General features: G+C 61.7%; 17 protein-coding genes and 1 tRNA gene. 10 read left to right on the top strand and 8 right to left on the bottom strand.

Annotated features, from left to right (window positions below):
- Window positions 1-104 precede the first annotated feature (104 nt).
- The gene (locus tag RSE12_05810; protein WRH63850.1) at window positions 105-1,097 is read left to right on the top strand and encodes a glycosyltransferase family 2 protein; all 993 of its coding nucleotides are present in this window, start codon (window positions 105-107) and stop codon (window positions 1,095-1,097) included.
- A gap of 64 nt (window positions 1,098-1,161) precedes the next feature.
- On the opposite strand, the gene RSE12_05805 is transcribed toward RSE12_05810, so the two are convergent.
- Complete coding sequence (locus tag RSE12_05805; protein WRH63849.1) at window positions 1,162-1,752, bottom strand: 50S ribosomal protein L25/general stress protein Ctc; 591 nt, start codon at window positions 1,750-1,752, stop codon at window positions 1,162-1,164.
- A gap of 77 nt (window positions 1,753-1,829) precedes the next feature.
- Here RSE12_05805 and RSE12_05800 point away from each other — a divergent pair, with 77 nt between their 5' ends.
- Entirely contained in the window at window positions 1,830-3,092 is a 1,263-nt protein-coding gene (locus RSE12_05800; protein WRH63848.1) for an MFS transporter, read from the top strand.
- A 77-nt stretch (window positions 3,093-3,169) separates the two neighbouring features.
- On the opposite strand, the gene RSE12_05795 is transcribed toward RSE12_05800, so the two are convergent.
- Window positions 3,170-4,333: an alpha-hydroxy acid oxidase gene (locus RSE12_05795; GenBank protein WRH63847.1), complete on the bottom strand. Its 1,164-nt coding sequence runs from the start codon at window positions 4,331-4,333 to the stop codon at window positions 3,170-3,172.
- A 148-nt stretch (window positions 4,334-4,481) separates the two neighbouring features.
- On the opposite strand from RSE12_05795, the gene RSE12_05790 reads away from it, so the two are divergent.
- Complete coding sequence (locus RSE12_05790; protein WRH63846.1) at window positions 4,482-4,940, top strand: MarR family transcriptional regulator; 459 nt, start codon at window positions 4,482-4,484, stop codon at window positions 4,938-4,940.
- A gap of 8 nt (window positions 4,941-4,948) precedes the next feature.
- Here RSE12_05790 and trpA read toward each other — a convergent pair whose 3' ends face one another.
- Window positions 4,949-5,740, bottom strand: coding sequence for a tryptophan synthase subunit alpha (trpA, locus tag RSE12_05785; protein ID WRH63845.1), 792 nt, complete (start codon window positions 5,738-5,740; stop codon window positions 4,949-4,951).
- 187 nt (window positions 5,741-5,927) lie between these two features.
- Between trpA and ychF the strand changes: the two genes are divergently transcribed.
- From ychF to RSE12_05765, 4 genes are all read left to right on the top strand, one after another.
- Window positions 5,928-7,025, top strand: a complete 1,098-nt coding sequence (gene ychF / locus RSE12_05780) for a redox-regulated ATPase YchF (GenBank protein ID WRH63844.1) — start codon at window positions 5,928-5,930, stop codon at window positions 7,023-7,025.
- Window positions 7,026-7,102: 77 nt separating this feature from the next.
- Window positions 7,103-7,192: transfer RNA gene (locus RSE12_05775), tRNA-Ser, on the top strand.
- Window positions 7,193-7,541: 349 nt separating this feature from the next.
- Window positions 7,542-8,378, top strand: coding sequence for a DUF3883 domain-containing protein (locus RSE12_05770; GenBank protein ID WRH63843.1), 837 nt, complete (start codon window positions 7,542-7,544; stop codon window positions 8,376-8,378).
- A 267-nt stretch (window positions 8,379-8,645) separates the two neighbouring features.
- The gene (locus RSE12_05765; protein WRH63842.1) at window positions 8,646-9,023 is read left to right on the top strand and encodes a hypothetical protein; all 378 of its coding nucleotides are present in this window, start codon (window positions 8,646-8,648) and stop codon (window positions 9,021-9,023) included.
- A gap of 50 nt (window positions 9,024-9,073) precedes the next feature.
- Here RSE12_05765 and RSE12_05760 read toward each other — a convergent pair whose 3' ends face one another.
- From RSE12_05760 to RSE12_05740, 5 genes are all read right to left on the bottom strand, one after another.
- Window positions 9,074-9,457, bottom strand: a complete 384-nt coding sequence (locus RSE12_05760) for a hypothetical protein (GenBank protein ID WRH63841.1) — start codon at window positions 9,455-9,457, stop codon at window positions 9,074-9,076.
- Window positions 9,454-10,773: a recombinase family protein gene (locus RSE12_05755; GenBank protein ID WRH63840.1), complete on the bottom strand. Its 1,320-nt coding sequence runs from the start codon at window positions 10,771-10,773 to the stop codon at window positions 9,454-9,456. The genes RSE12_05760 and RSE12_05755 overlap by 4 nt, the downstream gene beginning before the upstream one ends.
- A gap of 5 nt (window positions 10,774-10,778) precedes the next feature.
- Window positions 10,779-11,186, bottom strand: coding sequence for a DUF2924 domain-containing protein (locus RSE12_05750; GenBank protein WRH64745.1), 408 nt, complete (start codon window positions 11,184-11,186; stop codon window positions 10,779-10,781).
- A 490-nt stretch (window positions 11,187-11,676) separates the two neighbouring features.
- Window positions 11,677-12,594 (bottom strand): ImmA/IrrE family metallo-endopeptidase, encoded by a 918-nt coding sequence (locus RSE12_05745; protein ID WRH63839.1) that lies wholly within the window; start codon window positions 12,592-12,594, stop codon window positions 11,677-11,679.
- A complete protein-coding gene (locus tag RSE12_05740; GenBank protein ID WRH63838.1) occupies window positions 12,591-12,911 on the bottom strand; it encodes a helix-turn-helix transcriptional regulator in 321 nt (106 codons plus the stop codon). The genes RSE12_05745 and RSE12_05740 overlap by 4 nt, the downstream gene beginning before the upstream one ends.
- A gap of 160 nt (window positions 12,912-13,071) precedes the next feature.
- On the opposite strand from RSE12_05740, the gene RSE12_05735 reads away from it, so the two are divergent.
- The 3 genes from RSE12_05735 to RSE12_05725 all read left to right on the top strand — a co-directional run bounded on the left by RSE12_05735 (window position 13,072) and on the right by RSE12_05725 (window position 15,592).
- On the top strand, window positions 13,072-14,295 hold the full coding sequence (locus RSE12_05735) for a hypothetical protein (protein WRH63837.1): 1,224 nt from the start codon (window positions 13,072-13,074) through the stop codon (window positions 14,293-14,295).
- Window positions 14,276-15,226, top strand: a complete 951-nt coding sequence (locus tag RSE12_05730; protein ID WRH63836.1) for a hypothetical protein — start codon at window positions 14,276-14,278, stop codon at window positions 15,224-15,226. The genes RSE12_05735 and RSE12_05730 overlap by 20 nt, the downstream gene beginning before the upstream one ends.
- Window positions 15,227-15,382: 156 nt before the next feature.
- Entirely contained in the window at window positions 15,383-15,592 is a 210-nt protein-coding gene (locus RSE12_05725; GenBank protein ID WRH63835.1) for a helix-turn-helix domain-containing protein, read from the top strand.
- Window positions 15,593-15,599: the final 7 nt, after the last annotated feature.

The following is a 15,599-nucleotide window of genomic DNA, read 5'->3' as shown; positions in this document are numbered from 1 at the left end:
ACCCGACCATTGCCGCAGCAGGGAGCCCCGCGCAAGCCCGCAGCAGGACTTGACGCGGCCAAGCCCCTGCCCGACCTTGGCCCCCATGTCCAAAGGGGGATGGCGTGCGGTACACGGTGGTCTGTTCGGTAAAGGATGAAGGGCCGTTTCTGGTGGAGTGGATCTGCTGGCAACGGCTGCTCGGTTTCACCGACATCGTCATCGTCACCAACGCCTGCACTGATCATTCGCCCCACCTTCTCGATGCCCTCGCCGCAGCTGGATGGATCACGCATCTGGTGCATGAAGTCCTTGATGGCAAACACATAACAGGCCGAAAACTGGCCGCCGCAAAGGCCCTGCCTCAGGTCAATGATGCCGATTGGGTCATGGTGGCCGATGTCGACGAATTCCTGGTCATCCATCCCGGCGCAGGCCGCCTTCCTGATCTTCTGGCACATCCTGGGCGTCCCTTCCTCGGGATGTCGATCCCCTGGCGCATCTTCGGAACCGCCGGGCGCAAGCTGTGGGAGGATGGTCTTACCCACCGCCAATGCCTGCGCGCGGGCGTCGAAGGTGGGCGCCTTTCGGGTTGGGTAAAATCCATCCACGGCCATCCCGACTGGTTCGCCCGGCTCGGCGAACATTCCCCCAAACGCCTGCGCCCCCGCCGCCTTGCGCGTTGGGGCAGCGACGGGATGATCTGGGTAAACCCGGCGGGGGCCGAGGTTGCGGGCTGGACCCCACAGGATGACAGCCTTCGCATCCTGCCCGATGATCTGCGCGGCTGGGATGTGGCGCAGATCAACCATTACATGCTGCGTTCGGCGGAAAGCTTCTCGCTCAAGCGCGGCACGCTGTCGCCCGTTGCAGGCAAGGACCGCTATACCGACGCCTACTATGACCGGGCCGAGCAGAACGCCGTCGAAGACCGCAGCGCCCTGCGCTTTGCAGCGGAGTTCGACGCCCTACACAACGCCGCCATGTCTCTACCCGATGTTCAACGCCTACATCACCTGTGCTGCGCCGACTATGTCAAAAGGCTTGCCTCAAAAGCCGGGCGCGATGCCGCCAGCGACCCACGCTTTGCGCACCATCTGGCCCTTGCGGCAGCCTAGCAAGGAACGAAAAAGGGCGCGTCAGGTTCCCCCGACGCGCCCGATTTTCCGCAATCCCGAAGGATCACTCTTCCGCAGCAACCAGCCCCGACGGAGCCGCGATGTTCGCAATCACGAAGTTCCGTGCAATCGTCGGCTTCGCGCCTTTCGGCAGAGCCACATCCTCGATGTGGATCACGTCGCCGATCACCTTGCCCGTCAGGTCAACCGTGATGTGATCCGGGATGTCCCCGGCGGTCACTTCCAGTTCAACTTCCGAACGGACCACAGTCAGCGTGCCGCCGCGCTTCAGGCCGGGGCTTGCTTCGTGGTTGATGAATTCCACGTGGATGAACAGGTTGATCCGCGATTCATCGCCAACCCGCATGAAATCCACATGGGTCGGCAGATCCTTCACCACGTCACGCTGGACGCCGCGGCAGATCACATGCACTTCTTCGCCGCCCTCAACCTTCAGGTTGAACAGCGTCTGCAAAAACCGGCCCTGACGCAGGCGCTTGAGCAGATAGTTGTAGTTCAGGTTGACCGGCGAAGGCTCTTTGCCGTCGCCATACACGATACCGGGTACGTAGCCCTCACGACGAGCTTGACGAGCGGCCCCCTTGCCTGTCCCCGTCCGTACCGCGGCCAAAAGATCAGGGATCTCACGAGCCATTGGTTCTCTCCATAGAATGAATCCGCCGCCCTCCAAGGGTGTGCGACGCGACCGGGGGGCTATAGCCGCGATTCGCCATGAAGGGAAGCATGAATCCGGTCGCCACCGATGCCCCGCTTGTCGCGGGCGGGCTTGCCGCAAAAACAGGCGCGGGCTACCTCCGTCAGGCAGGAGATTTCCACATGTCCATTTCCACCACCCTTGTCGCGGCCCGCGCACCCGTCGCCGCCTTTGCTGCCATGGGTGTTCTATGGGGTACATTCGCCGCCGTCCTGCCGGACCTGAAGGTACAGTTGGATGCGACGGAATCCGAGCTTGGCCTCTTGATCCTTCCCACACCGTTGGCGGCGGTGACTGCCATGCTGCTTGCGCCCCTGATCGGCGCGTCCCTCGGCCGGATCGCGCTACCCGTCGCCACTCTGCTGATGGCGGCGGCCTTTGCCCTGCCGGGACAGGCGGCGCAGGTCTGGCTCTTTCCACTGGCAATGATGGCCTGCGGCGGGGCCACGGGTCTGACGGATGTGCTGATGAATGCCCGTGTCGCCGCGCTCGAGAATGACCGAGGCCTGCATCTCATGAACCTCTGCCACGCCGCTTACAGCTTTGGCTATGCGGGCGGGGCCATTGGCACCGGATTGATGCGCGGTGAAGGCTGGCCGCCCGGCTGGGTCATGGGGACCATGGCTCTGACCGCAGGCATCCTTGCCCTGATGACGTGGGAGCGGGACGGTACCATCCATGGTTTGCGCAAGCCAAAGGATGGCACGGCAGGCCATCTTGGCCTGATCCCGGTGATTGGTGGCGGCATCGTCCTGATCGCCTTCCTGACCGAGAACGCCGCCGAAAACTGGTCCGCCCTGCATATCGAAAAGACCCTGGGCGGCAGCCCGGAAGAGGGGGCGATGGGCCCTGCCGCCCTTGCGCTGACCATGGGTTTTGCCCGCCTCGCCGGGCAGGGCATCGTCACCCGCGTCAATCCCTTTCGCCTGCTGATGGGGGGTGCGGTGTTGTCGGCCTTCGGCGCACTTGGCGCGGCGCTCGCCACAACGCCGATGATGGCCTATGCGGGGTTCATCGTCATGGGCATCGGCTCATCCGTGATCGCGCCCACCGCGTTTTCGCTGGTAGGTCGCCTCGCCGATCCTCAGGCCCGCGCGCGTGCCGTGGCCCGGGCAACACTGTTTGGCTATTTCGGCTATTTCTTCGGCCCGCCGTCGCTCGGCTTCATCGCAGGCGCCTTCGGCCTGCGCTTCGCCTTCGTCTTCGCCTCGGTCATGCTGCTTGCGGTGCTGATCCTCGCCCCGTTGATGGCGCGGCAAAACCGGCTTCAGGCTGCCTGAGCCAGCCAATTCTTCTCTGCAAAAATATCCTGGGGGTCCGGGGGCAAAGCCCCCGGCGCGCTCCGCCCAAGAAATGGCTACAGAAAATCTCCCTCGAAATCCTTCGGGATCAGCAAGTTATGCCGCCCCAGCTTGCCCACATCCTTTTCTCCACACAGCGCCATGGTGATATCCAGCTCCTTGCGGATCACCTCCAGCGCCGCCGTCACCCCAGCCTCGCCCATGGCCCCCAGCCCGTGGATATAAGCCCGTCCGATGAACGTCCCCTTCGCGCCCAGCGCTAAGGCCTTCAGCACGTCCTGACCGGACCGGATACCGCTGTCCATGAACACTTCCGTCCGGTCGCCTACCGCCCGCACGATGCGCGGCAGCATCCGGATCGCCGAAAGCGCCCCGTCCAGCTGCCGCCCGCCATGGTTGGATACGATGATCGCATCCGCCCCAAAGTCCGCCGCGCGCAGCGCGTCTTCCTCATCCAGAATTCCCTTCAGGATCAGCTTGCCACCCCATTTGTCGCGGATGCGGGCAATCTTGGCCCAGTCAAGCTGCGGGTCGAACTGCTCATTCGTCCAGCTCATCAGGCTGGACAGATCTCCCACGCCTTTCGCATGGCCCACAATGTTGCGGAACGTTCGCCGCTTGGTCCCCAGCATCTCAAGCGACCATTGCGGCCGGATCGTCATGTCCAGAATGTTGCGCAGCGTCAGGCGCGGCGGGGCTGACAACCCGTTCTTCAGATCCTTGTGCCGCTGCCCCAAAATCTGCAAATCCAGCGTCAGCACCAGCGCCGAACAGCCCGCCTTTCGCGCCCGCTCGATGGCACTATCGACGAATTCCTCGTCCTTCATCACATAAAGCTGAAACCAGAACGGCGCCTTGGTGTGTTCGGCAATATCCTCGATCGAACAGATCGACATGGTCGACAGCGTGAAGGGCACCCCTGCCTTTTCCGCCGCCCGTGCTGCCTTGATCTCTCCATCCGCGCGTTGCATCCCGGTCATTCCGACCGGGGCCAGAGCCACCGGCATGGAAACCTTGGTTCCGATCATCGTGCTGTCAGTGCGCCGCCCCAGCATATCGACCGCCACCTTCTGGCGTAGGCGCAGCTTCTGGAAATCCGTCGTGTTCTCGCGGAATGTCTGCTCGGTGTAGCTGCCACTTTCGCAATAGTCGAAGAACATTTTCGGCGTGCGCCGCTTGTGCAGGCGTTTCAGGTCGTCGATGCAGGTGATCACGGGCATGGCGGCACGTCCTGTTTGGATTGGTTACCTTTGCTTACCAATTCCACCGCTTCGCGGCAAGGTGCACAACCGCCCGCCTGAACTGCGCGGCCAGTCCGGCATGGAACTTGCAACCCTTTGCCGCCACGTCGCAAAGGCCCGTCTCCGCATGTCCGATCCGCTGCTTCCCACATTGTCCCTGTTTGCCGCGCTGTCTGCTGCGCATCACGCCGCGCAGCGGCTGATTGAGGCGCGGCTGCCCAAGGGATTGAACGCCCCACAGTTCACGGTGCTGGAACGGCTGGCCTGGCAAAGCGAAGGGCAGACCCCTGCCAGCATCGCCGAAAGCTTCGGCTGGCCCAAGACCACCATGTCGCACACGGTCACGGTGCTGGAAAAGCGTGCCCTTGTTCGGCTGGAACCCAACCCGCGCGATGGCCGGTCGAAATGCCTTTGGCTCACCCCCAAAGGCCGCAGTCTGGCACTGTCAGGCCGCGCCGCCGTAGAGGCGGACCTTGCCGCCATTGCCGCCTTGACCCGCGGCACTTCGCTTGAGGCGCTGACGACCGACCTGCATTCCATCGCTACCCGCCTGTCAGACCTGCGGCGATTTCCCGACGCCGCCTGACACCGCCCTCAGGCGGAATGCGCCCCCGCCGCAAGCGCGGCAACATTGGCCAGAACCTCGGCCACAGGCTTGCCTGCGCCGATATCCTTCACGATGGCCGACCCCACGACGCAGCCATCCGCCACGCCCGCAATCGCCCGGGCGGTATCCGGCGTGGTGATGCCGAACCCCACAATTATCGGCAGATCGGTCGCCGCCTTGATCCGCGCCACCTCGGGTGCCACATCAACTGCCTGCGCAGCCGCCGCCCCGGTGATCCCGGTGATCGACACATAATAGACAAAGCCCGACGTGTTCTGCAGGACCTTGGGCAACCGCTTGGCATCGGTTGTCGGCGTGGCCAGGCGGATGAAGTTGATCCCTGCCTTTTGCGCCGGGATGCACAATTCATCATCCTCTTCCGGCGGCAGGTCGACCACGATCAACCCGTCAATCCCGGCAGCCACGGCCTCGGTCAGGAACTGGTCCACCCCGCGGGAATAGATCGGGTTGTAATACCCCATTAGAACGATGGGCGTCACCGCATCGCCCTTGCGGAAGGTCCGTACCATGTCCAGCACGGCATCCATCGTCATGCCCGCCTCCAGCGCCCGCTGCCCGGCCAATTGGATCGTTGGGCCATCCGCCATCGGATCAGTGAAGGGCATCCCCAATTCGATGATGTCCACCCCCGCCGCGGGCAGCCCCTGCATCACGGCCATGGACGTGGCGGCATCGGGATCGCCGCCCATGATGTAGCTGACAAAGGCCTTTTTGCCCTCACGCTTCAACCGCGCGAACGTGTCGTCGATTCTGGTCATTGGCTGGCCCTGTCCCCGAAATGCTCCGCCCCGCGTTTTGCCGGACAGGGGGGCAAAGATCAATGGCCCCACAGCACTGGCATACACCGCCTGTATCGCACTTTTTCCCGGCGGAACGCCCCGCTCGCTTGCGAAGCCGCGCCGCGCGCCCTAGAAGCCCTGCGACAGTCAGGAAAGGGTTTGAACCATGGGTTTCAAGATGGGGATCGTGGGTCTGCCGAATGTCGGCAAGTCGACCCTGTTCAACGCGCTCACGCGCACTGCCGCCGCGCAGGCCGCCAACTTCCCCTTCTGCACCATCGAACCGAACGTGGGCGAGGTTGCGGTCCCCGACACGCGGCTTGAAAAACTGGCCGCCATCGCCGGATCGAAACAAATCATCCCCACCCGCATGACCTTTGTCGATATCGCAGGCCTCGTGCGCGGCGCATCAAAGGGCGAAGGTCTGGGTAACCAGTTCCTTGCCAATATCCGCGAATGCGATGCCATCGCCCATGTCCTGCGCTGCTTTGAAGATGGCGACATCACCCATGTCGAAGGCCGGATCGACCCGGTGGCCGATGCCGAAACGATCGAGACCGAGCTGATGCTGGCCGATCTCGAATCCGTCGAACGCCGTCGCGCCAACCTTGCGCGCAAGATCAAGGGCGGCGACAAGGACAGCGCCGATCAGGACCGCCTGCTTGCGCTTGCGCAAAAGGCGCTGGAAGATGGCAAACCTGCCCGCACCCTTCAGATCGCCGCAGACGACCAGCGCGCCTGGCGCTTGCTGCAACTGCTGACCGCCAAGCCAGTTCTTTATGTCTGTAACGTCGAAGAAGCCAAGGCCGCCACGGGTAACAGCCAGTCCGACCGAGTAGCAGCAATGGCCAAGGCGCAGGGGGCCGGCACGGTGGTCATCTCGGCCCGCATCGAAGAGGAACTGGCCCAGCTCCCCGAAGATGAAGCCGCGATGTTCCTCGAAGAAATGGGCCTGCACGAGGCGGGCTTGGATCGCCTGATCCGCGCGGGCTACGAACTCTTGGACCTGCAAACCTATTTCACCGTCGGCCCGAAAGAGGCCCGCGCCTGGACGATTCTGAAAGGCACCCTCGCCCCGCAGGCCGCAGGCGTGATCCATGGCGATTTCGAAAAGGGTTTCATCCGCGCCGAAACCATCGCCTATGACGACTATATCGCCGGAAACGGCGAGTCCGGCGCCAAGGAAGCCGGCAAGTTCCGCATCGAGGGCAAGACCTATGAGGTCAAGGATGGCGACGTCCTGCACTTCCTGTTCAGCGGCTGACCCGAGTTAGGACACTCCACCAATCCCCACCGCTTTCCCCCTTGCCCCCACCAACGACCATCGCTAAACGGATCGGCGGAGCTGTGGCCGAGTGGTCGAAGGCACACCCCTGCTAAGGGTGCAGGCGGGGAACCGTCTCGAGGGTTCGAATCCCTTCGGCTCCGCCACTTGCACATTGCAAACCCGAGATGAGGTCCCTTGTGGGGCCTTTTTTCTTTTTGTTTCAAAGGGGTTTAGAGATGCCATCCGACTTCCGGAGATTGGCATTTCCGCTGAAATCGGTCTCTGAACGCCCCGCGTCTCTTTCCATCCGCCCTTCACCAAGATCGAGACGGATTCAAAAGATCACGAGATTTCAGTATGTTGGCGAAATCGAACTGCGCGGCAGTTGAAGCGGGTTCGTCTGCTCTCGATGCGAACAGAGATACCCGAAGGCGGCGTTTCACAGCGCAAAACCTCGTATAGCTGCGCGAAGCTCTTGGTGACAAACTGTGTCGAGGCACCTAGCCTGGCGCCATGTCGAACGGAGCTTGGACGGATAAAGAAAACGATCTGATCGTCGCGGATTACTTCGCGATGCTGGCCGACGACATCGCAGGGCGTCCTTACAACAAGGCTGAGCACCGTCGCGCGCTGCTGCCGCAGCTGAACGACCGCTCCGAGGGCTCCATTGAGTTCAAGCACCAGAATATCAGCGCGGTTCTGAAGGGTCTCGGCGAGGACTGGATCCCCGGTTACAAGCCCGCGTTCAACTTCCAGATGACGTTGGTGGATGCCGTGGCGCGCTGGCTGGCCCTGAACCCGGCTTGGCTTGGTCGCCGGCTAGGTCTGCAACGCACCACTGACGCGCGGGAGGCGGGGCAGATCTTTGTCGGACCGCCGCCCACGCTTTCGAACCAGCCGCCGCCGCAGGAATTGGAGCAGATGTTGCACATCGCCCGTAAATTCGACGTGGCGGGCCGCGACGAGCGTAACCGAGCCCTCGGTCGCGCGGGCGAGGAGCGGGTCTTGGTGCATGAGCTTACCGTTCTGCGATCCGCAGGCCGAGATGACCTAGCCAGCAAGGTCCGCTGGGTGTCAGAAGAGGACGGAGACGGCGCGGGCTATGACATCGCCAGTTTTGCACCGGACGGTCGCGCGCGCCTGATCGAGGTGAAAACGACGAACGGTTGGGAGCGCACACCTTTCCACATCAGCCGCAACGAACTGGCTGTGGCCGAGGAGCGGCACACGGAATGGCGCCTTTTCCGGCTCTGGAACTTTGGGCGTGAGCCGAAGGCTTTCGAACTGCACCCACCACTGGACGCGCATGTCTCGCTGACCGCGACGTCCTTTCAGGCGAGTTTTCATTAGGACAAGACCTGCCTTGACCGTCTTCCCCATCGTATAATCTGTAGCATCGCCCCAAGCGAAAAGGGCTAGCAACTTCGGTGTCGTTTCATACACTTCCTGTGAAGCCCACATGCCAGAGGTCTGGACGAACTTTGTGCGCCCACCTTTGCTGGGGTGCCGCAACCTACTGAGTGGATAAGGAAGACTATGTCGCGAAAGGGTGCTTACCTTGGAGGGTCGACGGTAGTTCAACTAGGCAGTGTTGGAGGCCCCGAACGGCCAAAACACGTGGAAGAGCCCGCGAGCGCAGCCTTCCCTCGAGATGGTGGGGCCAAAGTTGATCTGCCTAAAACAAAGCCGCCGATTAAGCCGCGTATGGCTCATCCAACATTCAAGAAGTTTCGGCGGCGAGCCAACGACGTGGTTGGTTTGCTGCAATACGTTGAAGATAGGCATAAGCCAACAGCGAGGGCGCTAGCCCGCATTCAAAGGCGTGTGGAGGAAATGGCGGCTTCAGAATATGATGACGACGTGGCTGCAGAGGCTGCGGACCTCGCTAAGAGGTTTTATGACCTGAAGGCCAGATTGGGAGATGCGGCAATCGCGAAGGCGAAATTCGCAGAACGGGAAGCGAAACGTTCAACATCAAAAGACGATTGTATTTGATCTCTGCCTGGTAGTGCAGTTCAAAGCCTCCCAAAGCATTCGACAGAACCTCAGTCAAACATCCGCTTGGTTTGTTCCTCCCAAGCCTCCCCGGCCAGAAAGCATAGATCGTACAGGCTGACCGCTGAGGTCTCGCGCCCGCAGGTCAGCCGCTTCAGCACCTCCGGCGCCAGATAGGCCAATCGCAGCTGCCTGCTGACATGGCGCTCCGCCAGTCCCACGGCCTCGGCCAGTTCCTGAATGGTGGCGAACTCACCGGCATCCATTCGCCGCCGCCAGCCCCATGCGCGGCCGATTGCCCGCAGGATGTGCGGATCCTGCGCCTGATCCTCGCTCGGTCGATAGTCGGCGGGCGGCATGATCTTCGGCCTTCCATTCTTCTTGCGCACCTTCAGCGGGATCAGCACCCGGATTGTGTCGTCTGGCTTGGTCATTCAGCGGCCTCCATCCGGCGGGGTGCGACCATCTCGCGGACAACGCCCGCGACGCCTTCGCGCCGGATGTCCACCTCGAGACCTGCGGCGGTGACCGTGACGCGCCGCACCAGCAATTGGATGATGCGGGCCTGTTCGGCGGGGAAGAGTTGCGACCAGAGCGCGTTGAACTGGTGCAGGGCCGCGATGGCATCCGCCTCAGATGCCCCACCACCGTCGCGTTTCAGGGCAGCCAGCACCTGTGTGACGACCTCCGGTGTTTGCAGGATACGCCGAACTTCGGTCACGACGGCGTCCTCGACCATGCCGGCGGCCAGCCGCATCGGCGCTGTTTCCTCGCCGGTCTCGCGGTTCCGGATCACGTCCATGGACACGTAGTACCGGTAGAGCTTGGCCCCCTTCTTCGTGCTGGTGGGCGTCATTGCCGTGCCGTTTTCGCTGAAGATCAGCCCCTTCAAAAGCGCAGGAGTCTGCGCACGGCTATTATTTGCCCGTTTGCGTGGGCTTTCTTGCAGGATGGCATGCACACGTTCCCAGAGGTCCGCGTCGATGATGGCGTCATGCTCTCCGGGGTAGGACTTCCCCTTGTGCAGGGCCTCGCCACGATACACCCGGTTGTTCAGCAGCCGGTAAAGGTAACCCTTGTCGATCAGCGTGCCCTGCTTGCTGCGGAATCCTTCGCCACGCAGTTCCCGCGCCAGCATCGTGGCGGAGCCCAGATCAATGAATCGCTTGAAGATCCGCCGCACTTTGGCGGCCTCATCCTCGTTCACGACCAGCTTGCGATCCTGCACATCATAGCCCAGCGGCACATAACCCCCCATCCAGATGCCGCGCTTGCGCGATGCTGCCACCTTGTCGCGGATGCGTTCGCCGATCACCTCCCGTTCGAACTGGGCAAATGACAACAGGATGTTCAGTGTCAGCCGCCCCATCGAGGTGGTCGTGTTGAAGGACTGCGTCACAGAGACGAAGGTCACACCATTGCGGTCGAAGACTTCGACCAGCTTGGAAAAATCCATCAGCGAGCGCGACAGGCGGTCGATCTTGTAAACCACCACGACGTCCATCAGCCCATCGTCGATGTCTGTCAGCAACTGCTTAAGGCCGGGGCGGTCTAGATTGCCTCCCGAGAAGCCGCCGTCGTCATAGCGTTCGCGCGTTGCGACCCAGCCCTCTGACTTCTGGCTGGCGATGTAGGCTTCGCAAGCCTCCCGCTGGGCGTCGAGGCTGTTGAATTCCATGTCGAGGCCTTCCTCGCTCGACTTGCGGGTGTAGATGGCGCAGCGCAGGCGGCGGTTTTGTCTGGGATCCATTTGCATCATGCCTCCTCCCGTTTCCGCTCGCGCAGTCCAAAGAACCGGTATCCGTTCCAGCGGGTGCCAGTGATTTCGCGGGCGACGGCGGACAGAGATTTGAATTTGCGGCCCTGCCAGTCGAAGCCGTCCTTCAGGACGGTGACCGTGTGCTCCTTGCCGTCCCATTCGCGCAGCAGCTTCGTGCCCGCCACAGGATTGCGGGGATCGGCGATCTGATGTTTGCGCCGGGCATGACCTTCGACCTCGTCGGCCAGAAGATCCAGCATGCGAAGCGTCTCCCGGTCGGGGCCGCCGTAGGTCAGTTCCTGTAACCGGTGCGCGATCCGCAGCTCAAGAAACGCCCGGCTGTTGTTCGGCGCTGAGGTGCCGATGAGTTTTTCCCATTCGGCTTTCAGTTCCTTGACCGACATCGCCTTCAGCGCGGCCAGGCGCGATAGCACCGTTTGGTCCAGGCCTGGATCATGCCCTGGCTGCGCAGGGGTTATCTTATTGTGATGCTTCATGAATTTCTCCGATGCGGATGCGTTTTCCACGACGACCACCGCTCTTTCGGGGCGAGAAGTCCACGAAACTGTCTCCGCTCTCGGCAGATAAACCACTGGACTGTGCAGCGTTCAGCCGCATGACCCCAGCGGCCAGGATGCGGCCGATCTCTGCGAGGCGCGCATCGGATGACATGCGTTCAGGGCATAGGGGGTTGGGCCCCGAAACCGGGCCTTCTGGAATGGGTGACATGGCGACTTTTCGCGACTGGGATGATGTCCAAAAGCTATCGAGAAATCACGAAAACACAAGTATTTCAATATTTTGAGGACAGTGCCGACCTATTCGAACCGTCGCGCAAATCTGCGCACTCACTCTATCGCCTCCATGGCCACCGCAGCCTCTTCCAGGCGCGAATCAGCGCGCGTCGCCGCCCATGAACTTGTCGAATGTGTCGAGTGTCGGCTCTTCCTCCAGTTCGGCCATCTCCCGCTGCGACGGCGCGCGGTCGGGGTAGAGCAGCAGTGAAATCGACATCTCGTTGCCAGGTGAGAACACGGTCATTTCACGCACCGGCTCGGATCCAGGCCAGACACCTGCCGGGTGGTGATGGCCGTGGCGCCCGGTATCCCAGTCCACTTCCTGCGCGGCCAATGACGCTGGCGGCAACTCGGTCACTTCCTGCCGTGCACGATAGAAGACGCCTGATCTAAACAACGGCTCGCTGGACCAGGCCCAATCGATGAAGCCTTCCTTGCCGACCACGATCATCGCGCGCTTGTCGGTGATGGTCATCCATTTCAGGATCGCGGCGGTCAGTGACACGGCATAGCGATCCGCGAGTTCGGTCATAACGTCGATGTCGACGATCCTGCCTTTGATCTGCGCGCGGAAGTCATCAAGCGGCATCAGCAGGTATGAGGCAAAGGTGTTGGCCTCGCCCTCGATCCTATTTCTGGCTTCATCCCAGTCAGCCATGTTGCGATTGGTGCATTGTAGGCCGCGCGGGTTGGCCTGCCGATGCAGGAGGTAGTGCCCCAGCTCATGCGCCAGAGTGAAATTGCGGCGCCCCTGAGATCGAATGCTCTCGTTATAGACGATGCCCCACTCCCCGGAGCCGCTGGGGTGTGGCATCAACATGCCTTCGACGCCTTTGGAGAGTGGCAGTCCTTTCACGATTGTGATCGGTGCGTCCGGAAAAACCTGACGCGAAAAATCCTGCGCCAACGCCGCCACATCGATGGGGAAACGCGGGAGGTCGTGCGCTGCCTGATGGAAGGACAGGATGTGCGTCAGGCGGATGGCCCAACCCTGCGGCGTCGTCGGCAGGCTCAATCCTTCTTCCCCCACATGTCGATCATCTGGTTGATCTTCTGCTGGTCCTCCGGAGCAAGCTTGCTGAATTTGCGGAAGAAGGCTTCCTTCAGGACCTGGTCGCTGGGCTCCTCGCTGTCGTCCAACAGGTAATCTGTGGTGACCTCGAGGGCTTGGGCGATGCGGGTCAGTTTTTCACCTGACGGCTTGCGGGTGTCGCGGTTTTCTAACTCCCAGATGTAGCTCTTGCTCGAGTCGGTCAGCTCGGCGAGCTTGTCGAGGGAGTATCCCTTTTCCTGGCGGTGGCGCTTTATCTTCGCGCCGAGGGACGTGGTCATCGTTTCATCCTTGGTTTCCTTGGGTTCAGGACGCGCGTTCGATATGCCGAACAAAAATGTGCCGCGCAAGTAGACTGGGCGATTTGTTCGGTCTATATCGAACGCCAGCGTATCGCGCCGCGCTGATTCTTCCCCTTCTCCCGGTCAAGAAAGGTCCCCCATGACTGCCATCGCCGCCTTCCTTCGCAAAACCCCCGTGATCCGTCTGCAAGATTACTTCACTGCTGGCAGGTTCACTTCGCTTGCGCCCATCGACTGGACGAAGCCCGAGCCCGAGGTGGTGGAGCCGCTGGTCAAGGCCGTCGACGCCATGTCCGACGACGAAAAGCAGCAGGTCATCATTAATGCTGGCCAAGTTGCCGCTCTGGCCGACGAACCTGGCCAGAATGCCCTGCAGAACGTTGTGATCAACAGGGCCGTCTTCGACACGTTGGAAGGGGCGAACAACCGGTCGCTTTGGGTTTTCCTGAATGAACCGGACCAGTTTCGTAAAGCAGAGGAGGTCCGTTACAACGACGAACGGCGCCGGGGGCGGTCCTGGAGCGGCTTTGAAGTCGAAAAGGACTGCACGGTTCGCCGTGACCCTGTCTCTGTCGCCGCCTTTACCAAGGCGATCCGTGACCGCTTTGAGACCCCGCATGTCCATGTCGATGTTTTTGACCGGCACCGAGTGATTCTTGATGATCAGGAATGCGATCTCGTGCAGGTCGCCGTCTACCGTGAGGGGCGCCCGGAGGACATGCTGGGATTCGACGCGAACAGCACCTTGTCGCGGCGTATCGTGAAGCCCGTGTTTGAGGCGGCGCTGACCTATGAGGCTGCGACCGGCGTCATCGAGGTCGTGGCGAACACTCTGGAGGACCGGCGGGATCTGACGGCCTATATGGCCCGGGATCTGCTCGGCATCGATTTCGAGGAAAAGCACATCCCCTTCCGCGAATACGACCTCAGCATGTTGCTGAAGCCTTTCGACTTCCCGACTGACGTGGAGGACGGGATCAAGGAGGTGACCGTCAAGGAACTGCGCTTCATGGACGTAGGCGAGCGCAACGAGCGGATCACGCTCGAATCCATGTCGGGGGCTGAACGGTCTATCTGGGAAATGGCGGAAAAGCGTATCGGCCTGGACATCAGCGGCACGGGGCATGTTCTGCCGATCGCATCGGCTGTGCCGGAATGGATCATCACGCGCGCCCGGTTCACGATCAAATTCCACCCCGGCCCGGGCGGCGGGCGGGGTAAATCCCTGACGCTGACCGTGACGATGCCGCATGGATGCAACTTGAAGGACATGACGCCGCACGAGCGTCTGATCGGCGAGAAGTATCTTCGCCGCTGGGGCATCCTGACGGACACCGCCGACCTTGGTGACCTCATTGACTAAGCAGGCGGTAGATTTGCTGCTGCGGGTGATTGAAACCCGCGCCGTGAAGGTGCAGGCAGCGACCTTGCGGCAGGTGGCGCCTCGAGCAACAGATGAGCTGCTCGGGGCCAAGCTTCTGGTGGCGTCCGGGAATATCCCGGTCGTCACCGCCATGGACGCCTTTGAGGACGAGCCTATTCCGGCGGAGTGGTGTTCTGAGCGCAGGCAGTTCGGCTACCATAACAGCGTCGGTCGCTGGATCCCCGTCGATGCAGGCGAACTCGCAGCGTTGGCTGTCGATTACCAGCTGATCTTTGCGAGAATGCTGGTCAATTTCGACCGTACCGCGCCCGAGCGTCCTGTCCCGCTGATTGATGGCATCGCGTGGGACATTGGCACCTTACGGCTCAAGGGGGCGAAATCGCCGGTGCCGGTCTGGTTTGCGCGGCGCCTTATAGATCCAGCGGTCTGGGATAGTGTTGCTGCCCTCCTTGAGCGCAGGCCACCTGACCAGGTGCGTGTGATCCTGACCTCCACCCCTGGCCATTGCATCCCGATCACGATCCCCAAGCCAAATGTGGTCATCAGCATAGCCGATGTCGCCAGCGCCTCCGGCAAGCTGGCGCTGTCGCCGCAGGCCGTTGGTAAGCGCGTGTTCCCAGGACAAGCGCAACGGCGGTTTCCCATAGACCACTCGGAGGACTACGGGGTCGTCTATGTCCACGACGAGGAGTTCAAGTTTCGCGGCCTGCGCCATCGAGACTTCCTGGCGATCCTGTTCGAGGCTTATTGGTCTGGCCGTCCTGCTCGCAGAACCATAACCGCGCTGTCCGATGCCGGCTTCTCGGAAAAGACCAACTGCCTTTCGAAGGCGTTCAGCGGGCGAACCGACTGGCAGACCTTCATCAAATATGACGAGGGCAACTGCTGGATCGAAGCGCCAGCCGGATAAGGCATTGAAAACATTTGCGACGGCCGCTCAATCGAGCGGCCGTTTTGCGTTTCTTCTTCCCCTACCAATTCCCCTACCGTTCCCCTTCAGAAACCCTACCAGCCCCTCCGCCATGTTGATCCCGCAAGTGTTCGCGGAAATCCCAAGGAGGTTCACATGGCGACCAGGCACCTTTCCCAGATCGAGCTGGCGGCTCGCTGGAACATTTCACACCGCACGCTGGAGCGCTGGCGGTGGACGGGTGAAGGCCCGAAATTCATCAAGCTCGGCGGCCGGGTGATCTATCGGCTGGAGGATGTCGAGGCCTTCGAGGCCGAACAGATCCGCGGCGCGGATCATGAACCCCATCGTCCGATGTCGGCGTGAGGGGGGA

Source organism: Fuscovulum sp., assembly GCA_035192965.1.
GTDB lineage: Bacteria > Pseudomonadota > Alphaproteobacteria > Rhodobacterales > Rhodobacteraceae > Paragemmobacter.
Note: the sequence above shows the minus strand (reverse complement) of the source record. Positions and strands in the feature narration are given on the sequence as shown.

Excerpts from the sequence above, each read along its gene's own strand:
- RSE12_05735 (WRH63837.1), top strand. The coding sequence starts at position 13,072 with ATGACTGCCATCGCCGCCTTCCTTCGCAAAACCCCCGTGATCCGTCTG.
- RSE12_05725 (WRH63835.1), top strand. The coding sequence starts at position 15,383 with ATGGCGACCAGGCACCTTTCCCAGATCGAGCTGGCGGCTCGCTGGAAC.
- RSE12_05805 (WRH63849.1), bottom strand. The coding sequence starts at position 1,752 with ATGGCTCGTGAGATCCCTGATCTTTTGGCCGCGGTACGGACGGGGACA.
- RSE12_05800 (WRH63848.1), top strand. The coding sequence starts at position 1,830 with ATGAAGGGAAGCATGAATCCGGTCGCCACCGATGCCCCGCTTGTCGCG.
- RSE12_05790 (WRH63846.1), top strand. The coding sequence starts at position 4,482 with ATGTCCGATCCGCTGCTTCCCACATTGTCCCTGTTTGCCGCGCTGTCT.
- RSE12_05760 (WRH63841.1), bottom strand. The coding sequence starts at position 9,457 with ATGACCAAGCCAGACGACACAATCCGGGTGCTGATCCCGCTGAAGGTG.
- RSE12_05795 (WRH63847.1), bottom strand. The coding sequence starts at position 4,333 with ATGCCCGTGATCACCTGCATCGACGACCTGAAACGCCTGCACAAGCGG.
- RSE12_05740 (WRH63838.1), bottom strand. The coding sequence starts at position 12,911 with ATGACCACGTCCCTCGGCGCGAAGATAAAGCGCCACCGCCAGGAAAAG.
- RSE12_05755 (WRH63840.1), bottom strand. The coding sequence starts at position 10,773 with ATGGATCCCAGACAAAACCGCCGCCTGCGCTGCGCCATCTACACCCGC.
- ychF (WRH63844.1), top strand. The coding sequence starts at position 5,928 with ATGGGTTTCAAGATGGGGATCGTGGGTCTGCCGAATGTCGGCAAGTCG.
- RSE12_05770 (WRH63843.1), top strand. The coding sequence starts at position 7,542 with ATGTCGAACGGAGCTTGGACGGATAAAGAAAACGATCTGATCGTCGCG.
- trpA (WRH63845.1), bottom strand. The coding sequence starts at position 5,740 with ATGACCAGAATCGACGACACGTTCGCGCGGTTGAAGCGTGAGGGCAAA.
- RSE12_05750 (WRH64745.1), bottom strand. The coding sequence starts at position 11,186 with ATGTCGGTCAAGGAACTGAAAGCCGAATGGGAAAAACTCATCGGCACC.